The 12671-nt window shown below is 35.5% G+C and carries 15 protein-coding genes and 1 pseudogene; 10 read left to right on the top strand and 6 right to left on the bottom strand.

From position 1 onward, the window contains the following. Positions 1–74: 74 nt before the first annotated feature. From SB717_RS12420 to SB717_RS12410, 3 genes are read left to right on the top strand one after another with little or no spacing between them, the layout of a single operon-like run. Positions 75–638 carry a class I SAM-dependent methyltransferase gene (locus tag SB717_RS12420; RefSeq protein ID WP_074681485.1) on the top strand — a complete coding sequence of 188 codons (564 nt, stop codon included), beginning with the start codon at positions 75–77 and terminating at the stop codon, positions 636–638. Between the two features lie 11 nt (positions 639–649). Further along, positions 650–1330, top strand: a complete 681-nt coding sequence (locus SB717_RS12415; protein ID WP_074681483.1) for a response regulator transcription factor — start codon at positions 650–652, stop codon at positions 1328–1330. Then, complete coding sequence (locus SB717_RS12410; RefSeq protein ID WP_410903821.1) at positions 1327–2403, top strand: HAMP domain-containing sensor histidine kinase; 1077 nt, start codon at positions 1327–1329, stop codon at positions 2401–2403. Before SB717_RS12415 ends, SB717_RS12410 begins: the two co-directional genes overlap by 4 nt. Here SB717_RS12410 and SB717_RS12405 read toward each other — a convergent pair. Next, positions 2394–3836: an aminotransferase-like domain-containing protein gene (locus SB717_RS12405; protein WP_410903820.1), complete on the bottom strand. Its 1443-nt coding sequence runs from the start codon at positions 3834–3836 to the stop codon at positions 2394–2396. The two genes, SB717_RS12410 and SB717_RS12405, sit on opposite strands and share 10 nt — an antisense overlap. 103 nt (positions 3837–3939) lie before the next feature. Between SB717_RS12405 and SB717_RS12400 the strand changes: the two genes are divergently transcribed. The 3 genes from SB717_RS12400 to SB717_RS12390 all read left to right on the top strand — a co-directional run bounded on the left by SB717_RS12400 (position 3940) and on the right by SB717_RS12390 (position 5360). Then, positions 3940–4551, top strand: a complete 612-nt coding sequence (locus tag SB717_RS12400) for a LysE/ArgO family amino acid transporter (RefSeq protein ID WP_074681477.1) — start codon at positions 3940–3942, stop codon at positions 4549–4551. Between the two features lie 67 nt (positions 4552–4618). After that, entirely contained in the window at positions 4619–5047 is a 429-nt protein-coding gene (fosB, locus tag SB717_RS12395; RefSeq protein WP_029715142.1) for a metallothiol transferase FosB, read from the top strand. Positions 5048–5162: 115 nt separating this feature from the next. Continuing rightward, positions 5163–5360 carry a hypothetical protein gene (locus SB717_RS12390; protein WP_016763981.1) on the top strand — a complete coding sequence of 66 codons (198 nt, stop codon included), beginning with the start codon at positions 5163–5165 and terminating at the stop codon, positions 5358–5360. A 409-nt stretch (positions 5361–5769) separates the two neighbouring features. On the opposite strand, the pseudogene SB717_RS40245 reads toward SB717_RS12390, so the two are convergent. Continuing rightward, a pseudogene (locus SB717_RS40245) lies at positions 5770–6033 on the bottom strand (hypothetical protein); the annotation flags it as partial. Between the two features lie 361 nt (positions 6034–6394). Between SB717_RS40245 and SB717_RS12380 the strand changes: the two are divergent. Beyond that, positions 6395–6592: a hypothetical protein gene (locus SB717_RS12380; RefSeq protein ID WP_013083020.1), complete on the top strand. Its 198-nt coding sequence runs from the start codon at positions 6395–6397 to the stop codon at positions 6590–6592. A gap of 67 nt (positions 6593–6659) precedes the next feature. Here the strand turns inward: SB717_RS12380 and SB717_RS12375 are convergent, their stop codons facing one another. The 3 genes from SB717_RS12375 to SB717_RS12365 all read right to left on the bottom strand — a co-directional run bounded on the left by SB717_RS12375 (position 6660) and on the right by SB717_RS12365 (position 9641). Further along, on the bottom strand, positions 6660–7445 hold the full coding sequence (locus tag SB717_RS12375) for a nucleotidyltransferase domain-containing protein (protein ID WP_410903819.1): 786 nt from the start codon (positions 7443–7445) through the stop codon (positions 6660–6662). 156 nt (positions 7446–7601) lie between these two features. Continuing rightward, positions 7602–8072 carry a DinB family protein gene (locus SB717_RS12370; protein WP_410903818.1) on the bottom strand — a complete coding sequence of 157 codons (471 nt, stop codon included), beginning with the start codon at positions 8070–8072 and terminating at the stop codon, positions 7602–7604. A 15-nt stretch (positions 8073–8087) separates the two neighbouring features. Next, positions 8088–9641, bottom strand: a complete 1554-nt coding sequence (locus tag SB717_RS12365; protein WP_410903816.1) for an alpha/beta hydrolase — start codon at positions 9639–9641, stop codon at positions 8088–8090. A 232-nt stretch (positions 9642–9873) separates the two neighbouring features. On the opposite strand from SB717_RS12365, the gene SB717_RS12360 reads away from it, so the two are divergent. Then, the gene (locus SB717_RS12360) at positions 9874–9999 is read left to right on the top strand and encodes an anti-repressor SinI family protein (RefSeq protein ID WP_013083022.1); all 126 of its coding nucleotides are present in this window, start codon (positions 9874–9876) and stop codon (positions 9997–9999) included. A gap of 203 nt (positions 10000–10202) precedes the next feature. Beyond that, the gene (locus SB717_RS12355) at positions 10203–10538 is read left to right on the top strand and encodes a helix-turn-helix domain-containing protein (protein WP_050688748.1); all 336 of its coding nucleotides are present in this window, start codon (positions 10203–10205) and stop codon (positions 10536–10538) included. 103 nt (positions 10539–10641) lie between these two features. Here the strand turns inward: SB717_RS12355 and SB717_RS12350 are convergent, their stop codons facing one another. Next, entirely contained in the window at positions 10642–11730 is a 1089-nt protein-coding gene (locus tag SB717_RS12350) for an FAD-dependent monooxygenase (protein ID WP_074681471.1), read from the bottom strand. A 331-nt stretch (positions 11731–12061) separates the two neighbouring features. Here SB717_RS12350 and SB717_RS12345 point away from each other — a divergent pair, with 331 nt between their 5' ends. Beyond that, complete coding sequence (locus tag SB717_RS12345) at positions 12062–12457, top strand: CDI toxin immunity protein (protein WP_013056903.1); 396 nt, start codon at positions 12062–12064, stop codon at positions 12455–12457. Positions 12458–12671 lie beyond the last annotated feature (214 nt).

Raw genomic sequence — 12671 nt, 5'->3', positions numbered from 1 at the left:
TAAGAAATTTACTTAACGTTTCTTTAGATTTTTTTTCTATTCTAGAAAGAAAGAGTAGAAAGAAGGAATAGAAAATGAATTTAGCTTTTATGTATCAATATTTTCACCAGCCGCGAACGGTAGGCGCACTTTTGCCGAGCTCTACGCACTTAGCGAAAAAAATGGTAAAAGGGATTGATTTTGAACATGCAGACTGTATAGTAGAGTACGGGCCAGGAACCGGAGTTTTCACTCATGAATTAATAAGAAGACGAAGCGCTTGTACAACTTTGCTTCTTATCGAATACAATCGGCATTTTTACGAAAAAGTAAAGGAACAAGTAAGAGATGAAAAAAATGTGTATGTAATACACGGCTCGGCTGAACATGTTCAAAAGTACTTGATACAGTATGGTATTCCAAAAGTAGATTACGTACTATCAGGTCTTCCTTTTGCTTCTTTGACGTCTGAAGTGTCAGACTGTATTTTACAAAACACGCGAAGTGTATTAGCTAATGAAGGGAAATTTATTACGTTTCAGTATACGAATTTAAAAAAAGAGTTAATTCGCACGTTTTTTCCGCATATTAAAGTTGAAAAAGAGTGGAGAAACGTTCCTCCCGCATACATTTTTACATGCGAAAAGAATGGGATATAAGGAGTTTGTAAATGAAAGACAGAATTTTAATTATAGATGACGATGAGCAAATTCGTAATTTAATTGCTATTTATTTAGAAAATGAAGGATTTGAAGCGCTGAAAGTTTCTAATGCTGTATCTGGATTAGCGCTTTTAGAGGAACAAGAAGTAGATTTAATTATATTAGATATTATGATGCCGCATATGAATGGAATCGACGCCGCTTTTAAAATACGTGAAGAAAAAAACATGCCCATTATTATGCTGTCGGCTAAGTCAGAAGATATGGACAAAATTTCTGGTCTAACAGCAGGCGCAGATGATTACTTAACAAAACCATTTAATCCTCTCGAACTCATCGCACGAGTAAAATCACAAATTAGACGCTACAAAAAATACAATGAACGCGCTGAGCGTGGCGTTATTCAAATTGGCGATTTGGAAATTAACCGCAGCACTCGCCTTGTATTTGTGCGCGGCCAAGAAGTTCGTTTAACGCCAAAAGAGTTTGATATTTTAGAACTGCTGGCACGCAACAAAGGAACAGTGATGAGTATGGGGAAAATATATGAATCCGTGTGGCAAGAAGATGCGTTTAAATCGGATAATACCGTAATGGTCCATATTACAAAAATCCGCGAAAAAATTGAGGATAATCCGAAAAAACCGATTTATATTAAAACCATATGGGGCGTAGGATACAGGATATGAGAAGAATAAGTGTAAAGCTTCTTTTTGCTATCATTATAAGTTTTTTGGCTACCAATTTAATTTTTATTTTAATTGCTAGGCTTGTTTTGAGGAGGTATATACAAGAAGAGAAAATGAATGTCCCTGCATATAATGTATTGGCGTTTGGACTTTTCTTTATCGCCGTTGTGGTCTTTGTTTTTGTTTTTTTAGCACTTATTCGTTCTCATATTCGTTATCTGAAAGAAATCTCTAAACAAGTTCAAAAAATTTCAAATGGAGATTTAGGCGCAACCATCCATGTACGAGGAAAAGATGAACTGGCTGAATTAAGTCAAAACATTAACAAAATGTCTGCGCAGCTTCGTACAAAATTTGATCGTGAACGAGAACTGGAGCAAGTGAAAAATGAGCTAATATCCAGTGTATCTCACGATTTGCGCACGCCGTTAACATCCATCGTTGGGTACCTGGATTTAATTAAAAAAAGAGAAAGTATGGATGATGAAACATTAGATAGCTACTTATATATTGTTGATTCAAAAGCAAAATACTTAACTGATTTAATTGAAGAATTGTTCGACTATACAAAATTAACGAGTCCTGATCTTCAGCTTCAACGAAATGAGGTCGATATGAAACGTTTGCTTCAACAGGTAATAGGAGAGTACGAGCCAATTTTAACAAGAGAAGGCATTGATATTCAGACGAACTTTGCTTGTGAATGGAATGCATTTATTGATGTGGAAAAAATGGCAAGAGTATTTCAAAACTTACTCGAAAATGTCAAGAAATACAGCAAAAAGCCTTCCGTATTAGAGGCGAATCAGGAAATTTACGAGGACTACATAGTTATTTCTTTTAGGAACAGCATTAACATCAGTGAAAAAATTGAGGTAGAAAAGTTGTTTGATCGATTTTATCGAGGTGATGAATCAAGAACGGACGCGAATGGTTCAGGTTTAGGACTGGCTATTGCAAAACAAATTATTCAGCTGCATCAAGGAGAGATACGAGCGGATCTTCAGCATAATAAGCTCACTTTTTTTATAAAGCTGCCGTTAACACAAGAAAGCCTTAAGAATTACTTGTAAAGATTCTTAAGGCTTTTTGCGACTATTTTGATGCCGTATTCAAATTCTGCAAGCGTCGCATAAGAAAAGGATATTCTGATATGCTGTGATGTCTCATGGTCATACAATGCGCCTGGATTTAAAAGAACTCCTTCGTCGAGACAGCGCTTAAATAACTTTCGCATCGAAACAGGCTTATGCAGCGTAAGCCAAAAATAAAAACCACCGCTCGGAGCATTCCACACAGCGAGATTCTTCAAGTACTTCTCTAGAATAGCCAGTGTTTGCTGAGATTTTTCTTTTAATTTATAACGTACGCTGGCCACATGCTTGTCATAGATTCCGGTTTTGAGAGCTTCAGCAGCGGCCCATTGAGATAAGGAACTGGCTCCATAGTCAACTTGCATTTTAAGGTCAGCTAATCGCTCAATTACATGTTCAGGCCCTATAATCCATCCAATTCGAAATCCTGGACTGAATGTTTTAGAGAACGTTCCTAAATAAAGAACCATTCCATTTTTATCTTGAGCTTTTAACGAAAGTGGAGGCGGTGAATGGAACCAAAGCTCTCCGTAAGCATCATCTTCAATAATAGGCAAATGCATTCTTTCACACTGGCGAAGCAGCTCTTGGCGCCTTTTTTCACTCATCGTTACATTGGTGGGGTTATGAAAGTTCGGTATTGTATATAAAGCTGTGCCTTTTTCTTTTTCGTGCTGGTCTTTTAATGAAGCTAAATGCATTCCTTCTTCATCTAACGAAATGCCCGTTATTTTCATTTGTGCGGACTGAAATAACGGTAGAGAATAAAGATAAGAAGGCTTTTCAGCTAATATATTGGCACCTGGAGGCAGCAGGCCGATTGAAATTAACTGAAGGGCTTGAAGTGAACCGGATACAATTAAAATAGATGAAGGAGAAGTTTCAATGCCTCGTTTTTTTACATGCTTGACTAACTCTTGTCGCAGTGCCTCGTTGCCTTTTGGATGCTCGTAGCCCAAGTGTACGCTTCTATGTTTCATTCCGCTGAATAGCTCGGAAAGCTGATGGGAAGGAAGCAGGTCAGGTGCTAACTCTCCAGTTCCTAAACGAATAATGCCTGGTTGAAATTCAGCTTCGTTAATATGGCGGATAGTCGGAGAATTTGGTTGGTATATTCCTGCTTCTACATACGAATTCCAGTTCATGTGAGAACCTGATGCTAGTAAGCTCCACGTATTGTTAATGACTTTGGTGCCACCGCCTTTGTTTCCGCTGAGCAGTCCTTCAGCAATTAAGTTTTCGGTTGCTGTCACCACCGTGCTTCTATTTACAGAAAAGCTAGCAGCTAAATGACGCTGCGAAGGAATTTTAGTTCCAATAGGCCACTCTCCATTTATGATTTTCTCTTTCATATACTCTTGAATTTGTTTGTGCATTGGCTTTTTATCAGCCGGATCTGGAATCCAATTCATGTGATACCACCTTTTTGTAATTTGGTTGGTATTATAAATCAAAACTTGGATGGAGACAACAGGGTACGTCAATTGTAAGATGAAAGAGAAAGGAGAGAGTAATATGTTTACAGTGGTTATGCATGCTTTGTTGTTAGCACTCGGTTTGATTTTACCTTTAGGAGTACAAAATGTATTTGTTTTTAATCAAGGAGCAAATCAACGAACCTTTAAACAGGCGCTTCCCGTAGTGGTGACGGCTTCTGTTTGTGATACGATTTTAATTGTAGTTGCAGTGCTGGGAGTTTCGGCAGTAGCCGCTTCTTTTTCATTTTTTCAAACGCTTATTTTTGGAATAGGTCTTCTTTTTTTAGCGTATATGGGCTTTGTGACGTGGAAGAGCGAACCTTCAAAAACGTCAGTAAAGGAAGGGATGACGGTAAAAGCACAAATTTTATTTGCTGCTTCTGTATCTCTGCTAAATCCCCATGCGCTGATGGATATTATGGGCGTGATTGGAACAAATTCTATACTATACAGCGGAAAAGAAAAATGGGTTTTTACGCTGGTGACGATATCCGTTTCGTGGATATGGTTTTTATCCTTAGCTTTTGCAGGAAAAGCAGTAGGAAAAATGGATTCAAATGGGAAAATAATGATTTGGGTCAATAAGGCCTCTGCATGTATGATTTGGGGAGTAGCTCTTTACATGGCAAAAAGTATGTTTTTTCAGTAAAATAGATGTTAAAAGGAAATTTATGTAATGGAAAGAAGTGCTTTTTTCTAGAAAGCGAGGGGTAAAGATGATTCAAGGAATTAATCATATGTGCTTTTCTGTGTCAAATTTAGAACAATCCATCATATTTTATCAGAAAGTGCTGGGAGCGGAACTTTTAGTAAAAGGAAAGTCCACCGCTTACTTTAGTCTGAATGGACTGTGGCTGGCGTTAAACAAAGAAGAAAATATCCCTAGATCAGACATTCAGTATTCGTATACTCATTTAGCGTTTTCTATTTCTATTGAAAACTTTGACGAAGCAAGAGAACTGTTAAAACAGCATAATGTAACCATCTTACCGGGAAGAAACCGCGACGAAAGAGACAGAAAATCTATTTATTTTACGGATCCGGACGGTCATAAATTTGAATTTCACACCGGTACGCTCCAAGACCGTTTAGCGTATTATCAAGAAGAAAAGCCTCATATGACATTTTATTCGCCAGAAGAGTAGTATTAAAATAGTTATATAAAGTTACAGTTTTATTACATTCGCATTCCTCGCTCAGTTATCATTAAATAAACGATGCTGTTGTGATATAATGGAAAAAAAGTGAGGAGGAGGAAGAATGTATACCGCAAAACAGGTGAAGTTTGGTTCGCATATTGTGATAGGCGTACTTTTCGGCATCCTAGCTGCAATGTTAATCGGCACTTTTTATCAAAATGTACCAGGTGTATTACCGTACGGGATGATTAGCGGACTTGCAGTAGGACTCATAGCAGATACATATTATACAATTAAAACAAAAATAAAGGTTATCTAATATAGTGTAGTACTATCTTCAGGAGAAATAAAAGATTCCTCTTGAAAATAGTACTATTTTTATGAAGAGAATGGTTAATTCCCACTTTAGAAAAACAAGTCAGTGCGCTACAAAAATTGTAAATTTATTATTTTGAATCAGAAATAGGGGGGGATATCAAATTAACTCTAAGTATAGAATTATATGTTAAAATAAAAAGCCGTTTCTTAACCAAAGAAACGGCTTTTTATTATTTCTCTCTATTGATCTTTGGTGTACGCAAGAAGAAAGAGAGTAAAAGTGCAACCAGACCTGATAATGTAGCAAATAAGAATGCATCGTTAATGCCATCTATAGTCGAAGTTTTTATTGCTTTAGCGTATAGCGACATAATACCGCTAGTACCTAATTGACTAAGTTTGGCTACTTAAGAACTTAATGTATTGGTGTAGTTAGCGAGGTATTCCGTAATTTGTTGCGTCATAATCGTAACAAGTATAGCAGTACCAATCAAACCTGCAACTTGACGAATTGTATTATTTAAAGCTGTACCGTGCGAAATTAAATGTTGAGGTAATTGGTTTATACATTCAGTCATAGTCGGCATCATAATTAATGCACCTGGCAATAATAGTAGATCTGATTGAAGCGGCGTAAAGCCTCGAATGCTTTGTAGATAAATTGGTAGCAGTAACTTTGTATTTTTGAAATTATTTAGGATGAAACACAAAAAGCTATAATCAGATTTGTTGAAAATCAACTCAAAAATTATTAATGTAATTTTCTGAAACTTTTCTTCGTGCTATAACGTATAATAAGTATAGGGGATTTTAATTTAAATTCCTTTTTGCGGAAAAACGTTTAATATACAGTCGGAGGATATATGCTGTATTACGCGACGCTAGGTGAACTAAAGAAAAAAAAGGGACCTGAAGCGATTTAACTTATGAAATTAATCCTTTTGCTAGGTCAGTAAAAGGAGGGGAGAGTAAAACTAATCAAATTTTTAAGAGGTAATGAAATTGTAATATTAAAGTTAAAAAGGGGGGATTAAAATGACAATGTGGCTGTGGGCAGGCGGATGTATAGTTTTTTTGTTAGCAATGGGTTACATTGCAGATCGTGTAGCCATAAGGAGAAGCATTGAATTTAGTCCGGAGGATGGAATTAAAAATGCTACAGATGCAGAACAAATATATGTGGAGAGCTATTTAAATGAAACAAAAAATACGAATAATAATATACCGCTTTAATAGAAATTATAAATAAAAGGCTTATCTGCTGCTACTTGCATTAGGGATAAGCCTTTTTGTTTTATACTTAGTTCCAAACTTCGTCTAAAGTATCTCTAAACAATTGATCTAATTCATATGTAGGGTCATCTAATTCTACGGATAAAGTTCTGACGTATTTGTCTAAACGGTCAATTTCTAAGTTTAAAAATTCATTGATAACATTGATGCGTGGTTCTAAATCTAACTCATCACCACTAATTTTACGCTTTAACAGCTTGCTAACCTCTTCTTTTAATTCTCCTTCTGGTAACAGTTTCTCTAAGAGAATAGGAAATTCTAGTGGAGGAAATTCGTTATGTTGCTCAATCCACTTAGCAGCTAGCACAGGTCTTAAAACATAAAAATATTTTTTGATTTTTACTTCGTCACCTTGTAAATACTCTCGAAAGTTATTTCTAGCCATATTTAAATAGTGGTATATACAAGAAGTAGGAGTAAAGATGTTAGAATGTAGTTCTTTCATTTTATCAAATGTTGAATACGCCTTGTAATATACAATGTTTGATTGCATCCATTCTAGTAAGGGTGGGTTTGATTTTCTAAAAAGTTTTAACGTCTTGGTTAAGTCCCAGCCGCTAACATCTAATAGGTCATTAATAGGTAGCTCTATTACATCTCGCTTTTTACCTACCCCCATTGGATCAATGCTTAAATATTTATTCCTCTTATGAATATAAATAAATCTAACATCATAATCGCTATCTTTAGATGGAAAGTCCCACGCTCTACTTCCAGATTCACAAGCGTATAATACTTTTACGTCGTAATCTTCTTCAATTTTCTTTAAAGCTACAACGATTGTTTCTCTCATAATCCAACCTCATTTTCTTTTAATGCTTTCTATATCCAAAAGCTATTACTATTTCTCCTATTATATTTCATAATGGATAGAAAATGGTAAACAAATAAAAGAAGCTTCCTTTAGGCCTCTAAAAAGCTACGAAAATATAGAGAGTGAAAAATTATATCACTCAAAAAGCACTACATCCAATCCGTTTCTGCGGTAACAGGTTAGAAGCGTATACAGTTCTGCACGGTGATGGTATAAATGAGACTGAATTTCAAGCAGCCACTCAAAACATGTATACGTGCATCCCCAATAGGATGTCTGCAGTGAAAATAGCTTTCGCTCGTCAAAAGAAGAGTAAACTGCTTTTAGCTGATTGAAGCCCTCTACTAAAGCTGCTTTGAGTTCAAGCTTTGTATAAGCTGGATGCTGCAGATAAAAGTCATTCATTTTATCTGCAGAGTAGCCTAAGGAAATATAATAGTCTGCACTGCAAATGAGACATAAATGCTGCAGCAGCTCTTGAATAGACCGCTTGTGAGGGAGGGGACGATAAGCAAGCTCTTCTTCTGTAACGTCATTAATGATTGTGGTTAGAGAATGGATGTTGACGTGTATTTGATTAAACACCATCTCACAGTACGAATTCATGCATTCACATCCTTTTTATTCAAATAAATACCGCATTTTTTGATCGAGCCAGTACTCTGATTTTTCATTGTTATCGAGCTTGATATAGCAATCGACAATTTCATCATAAATGAATTCCTTTTCTTCTACTAAATCAATAAATTTAATGAGTAAAAATACGGCTTTTGAAACTTTTCCATTCTCACAAAGCCATTCTTTCATCCAGATTAATAAGTCAAGAAGAATAATCTCTATTTTTACTCGGATATCAAGGAACCAATCGTCATAAATCGTTGTTAAATAATGAGGAACTAATTGGTGCAGTCGCTGTTCAGCTTCCTTAAATTTCAATGCCGGGTCAGACTGTTCGGTAATCCACTGAAGGTCAGTTAGTAAGTCTAATCCATCGCTCGACACATCGGCGTTTAAAGAAATGAGCTGCCTGTTAACAAGTAAAACTGGCTCTTCCTTTTCTGCGTTCAATAACTTTTTTAAATGAGACAAGTAGACGCGTAAATTCTTTTTGGCATTGCTTAAAGGTACATCAGGCCACAGCGCTTCGCATAGCTGTTCTCGGCTGATAGAATGATGAAAAATAAGATATAGTAAAATTTCTTGAGCAAAGCGCTTATTCCAGCCTTCTGTAATAAGCTGGCCATTTACATAGACGGAAAAAGAGTACAAAAAATCTACTTTAAGAGAGGGTGTATGTACATGAAAATCTTTTTGTATATCTATAGCTGTGTCACTTTCCCAGTTCTTAAGTATTTTCATAGGATCATTCTTTAAAGAAGGCAATTGTTGTGTATTACTTTTAATAAAATCTATAACAATCTCTTTGAGTAAAGCTGTTTTTTCTTTTACTAGAAATGAAGAATGAGCGTTAGGTATGGTCATATGACTGTAATTTTTTAAAAACATCGTTTTTGAAATCAGATACTGTGATGAAAGAAGCAAATCATGTTGGCCAGATAAAGTGAGTACAGGAAGTGAAATACTAGTCAACTCTTGAAATAGATTGTCTGTAAGAGATAGTTTAAGAAAACGGAAATATACCCCGGAATCCATTTTTTTTAGTCTTTCAATTACCTGTTGTATGTTTGTAGGTTCCAGACTCTCTAGTTTGCCTAATTCGAAAATTTTTTCTACCGGTATTTGGTTTTTACTTTCTTCGTTGTAACATCTCTTAATCTTTTGAAGCGTGCTATCTGAATAAAAAGGAAGAGACAATAGTATCAGTCCTTCAATAAGAAATTTATAGCGAGCAGCAAATTTAACAGCGATTTGTCCTCCAAATCCCACTCCAACTAAGTAACATTTTTTTATATGTAACGTATGTAATAAGTGGAAAAGATCTTCAATATGAGCCTCAAACGATATCTCCCCTGTAGTGGAGGCGCTATTTCCTGTCTCTCTCAAATCGTATTGAATCACAGAATAATGTTGGGTTAATTCTGCAGTAATAGAATCAAAAACCGTATGATCAGTGATAACAGAATGAATCATCATTATGGTGTCTGTCTGGTCAGTGAATACGGGCGAATGAACTTCATAGTAAATTTTTTCTGTCGCCGTATGCAGAAAAGGCATAAAAACAATCCTCCTAGTGTCTAACTGTAGCGTTTGTGTAACGGTAAAATTATTATGATAATAATAGACAAAAATTTCAAAAAAATAGGTGCTTTTTAGTAATTAAAAAATGTCTAATGTTCTAGTAATATCCATTATACTGTAAAACCATAGTGAGAAATAAGGGAGAAAGCCCAAAAACAGAAAAAAGAAAACGTTATCAATTTCGAAAAAAGGAGAAAGGAGGAGAATTATGAATTTTAAAGACGAAAATACGTTAGACTTAGAATGGGTTATGCTCATAATGGAAGCAAAACAAACAGGTATAAGCATCGAGGAAGTTAGACAATTTTTACAAAGCATTAGTTCAAATGCTTAGCCGATACAATGATAAGGGAATAAATCGTTCCCAAGTATAAATAAACTTTATAACCAGTCTCAAGCTATTTTCACTAGATGCATAATCACCCTTTTTTAGATGTATAATCACCCCTTTATGGTAAGAACGTTTATTTATAATGCACGGTAAAGTGAAATTATGGTATTATTATCGGTAAGTAAGCATTAGTAAGGGTGATTAAAATGACAATTGGCCAACGTATTCGAGATCTCAGAACGAAACAGGGAATATCGCTAACAGAACTTGCAAACCGAGCGGGTGTTGCTAAATCGTACATATCTTCAGTAGAAAGAGGAATTCAGCTCAACCCATCTATTCAATTTCTAAACAAAATTTCTACCTCATTGAACGTGAGTATTGATAGATTGATTCATGAGCCTATGGATAAATCTGAATCGTTGGATATTGATAATGAGTGGCTTGAGTTAGCAAAAGAAGCAGCGGAGTCAGGAATAAGCAAAGAGCAGTTTAAACAATTTCTTGAATTTCAAAAATGGCAGCGGGCAAAGCAAGATTAACTTCGCGGAAATACATAAAAGAGAACGTACATAGCACAACTGCTAAAAAATCATGATTGCAAAAAAGAGATCCCATTTATCTATGGAATCTCTTTTTTTAGGCTTAAGAAGAAATAAAATGGGACGAGAATTCTTTTTCTCGCTGAAACTGAATACGTTCAAGAGTTATTAATTTAGGCTTTCTTTTCTGTTCAAACTGTCTCAATGTTTCTGAAATCTCTTTGTTTTGATAAAAAACTTGATGCAGTAAGTCAGACAGTAAGTCAGCATCTTTTAATGACTCGTTTAATCCAAAAGCGCCAGTAGGAGTCATCGTATGCGCAGCATCCCCTAATAATAACAGGTGATGCTTTGACCATACTTCGCTTATGCTGCTTTGCACAGAAAGAAGCGTAAAGTCTGACCACGACGTAATAAACCTTTCTATTGAAAGGTTTAAGCTAGGGAAAGCGTCTATTAAACGCTGAATAAACGGTCTAAACGATTGTTTTCGAAGAGCAGGATAGCTGCCTTTTTCAATATTCCATCCGATTTGAACAAAGCCTTTTGCTTGAGAAAAAAGCGCCACCTGCTGCTGTTTTACAAGTGCAAATTTAATAGAAGGCTCCCAATTGGCTGGTGCAGGAATTTTCGCCCAAAGCAAATCGTATCCATGATTGTGGATATTGTTTTTTATGTGCGCGAGTTTGCGAACAGTTGAATATCGACCATCTGCTCCAATAATGATTTTACTTTCAACTATTATTTCACCCCGGCCTTTTTGCTGAGCTTTTATTCCAGTATATTGTCCTTTTTCATTCTGCATTAGCTCCGTTACCTTTGTGCCCAGCATAAGCTTGTAGGAGGGATGGATGCTTGCTTGGCTATTTATAGACTGAAGGAGATGCTGCTGTGGAACATGAATTCCTGCATGTCCAAGTTCAGATTCTACCGTTTTGAATATATGTCCATCCTTCCAGTATTCGACCCTAGACATTCGAAGGAGGCCTAAGCTTTCAATTTCTTCAAATATATGATGTTTCTTAAGAATCATTTCTCCATCTTCATTTAAATGTTCGCCTCGAAATTCTTTTCCAAGCTCGTCAGATCTCTCTATCAGTATAGTTGATATATTTTGTTTAGCCAGTAGATAGGCCAGTAGAGCACCGCCTGGTCCGGCTCCTATTATACACACATCTGTTTGATAGTTCATTTTCTTCACCTTGTTTGTTATATGCAATTAAGTTACTTTTAGTAAGTATATTAACTTTTATAAATGTTAATGTCAACTTTTTTATAGCTTTTCTTCTATGGAATTCGCTCTTTGGACAAAACACAAATAAGGTTCTATATAATCAAAGTCAAAGGTTAAGTTTTATGGTAAACTAAAATACACAAATTATTTTGAATAATTTGTATAAAAAGGTGAAACTTCAAAATTGTTGAGAAAAAGCACGGTTGGAAAGCTGCAGGATTTTTAGCAAGAAGAGTAGAGATCGTTCCTGAAAATTCTAGCAAACTCCAATTTCGACTGGAGGATGATTATGACAAAAGTAGAACATTATATTCAAACATTGGGTAACAGTGCAGATTTGCTAACAAAAAGGCAGACAAGCATTTACTTCGAAAAACTTTCAAACACCTTTCCTTTTTTAACAATCATGCAAATTAATTGGAGAAAAGTATTAATTAAAAAGTCCACCCGGCATATTGAAGAAATCAAAAAATGGCTTCAAGAGATGAATATAAAAGAACATCAGGTTGTTTTATTCTGGAAACGAGCAACTAAAGCTGTAAGCGTCGATTTAGCTCAGGCTTTACTGTTTTTTCAGCAAACAGCTGATCTGACAGAAGAAGCATTTATTTACTGTCCGTCTGTTGACTATGTAATTGAATATTTTAAAGACGGTAAAATGATGATTGGTTTAGCAGCACGTTAATTAAAAGGAAAAAAAGCTGAGGGAGGAGGCAAATTAGAACTTCTTCACTCGGCTTTTTATGCATATAAACTCTAAAAAATACGAAACATAACGTTATTTACAACATAAATTACCTTCTCTTTATAATTAGCGGGAAAAGTATTGACATTTTCCATAAAACAAATATAATTAACATTAATCATATTGTTAATTGTAAAAAGAGCGATCAGGAGAA

The organism is Priestia sp. SIMBA_032 (assembly GCF_046535215.1).
Lineage (GTDB): Bacteria > Bacillota > Bacilli > Bacillales > Bacillaceae_H > Priestia > Priestia aryabhattai.
This window is presented reverse-complemented; position numbering and strand designations above follow the sequence as displayed.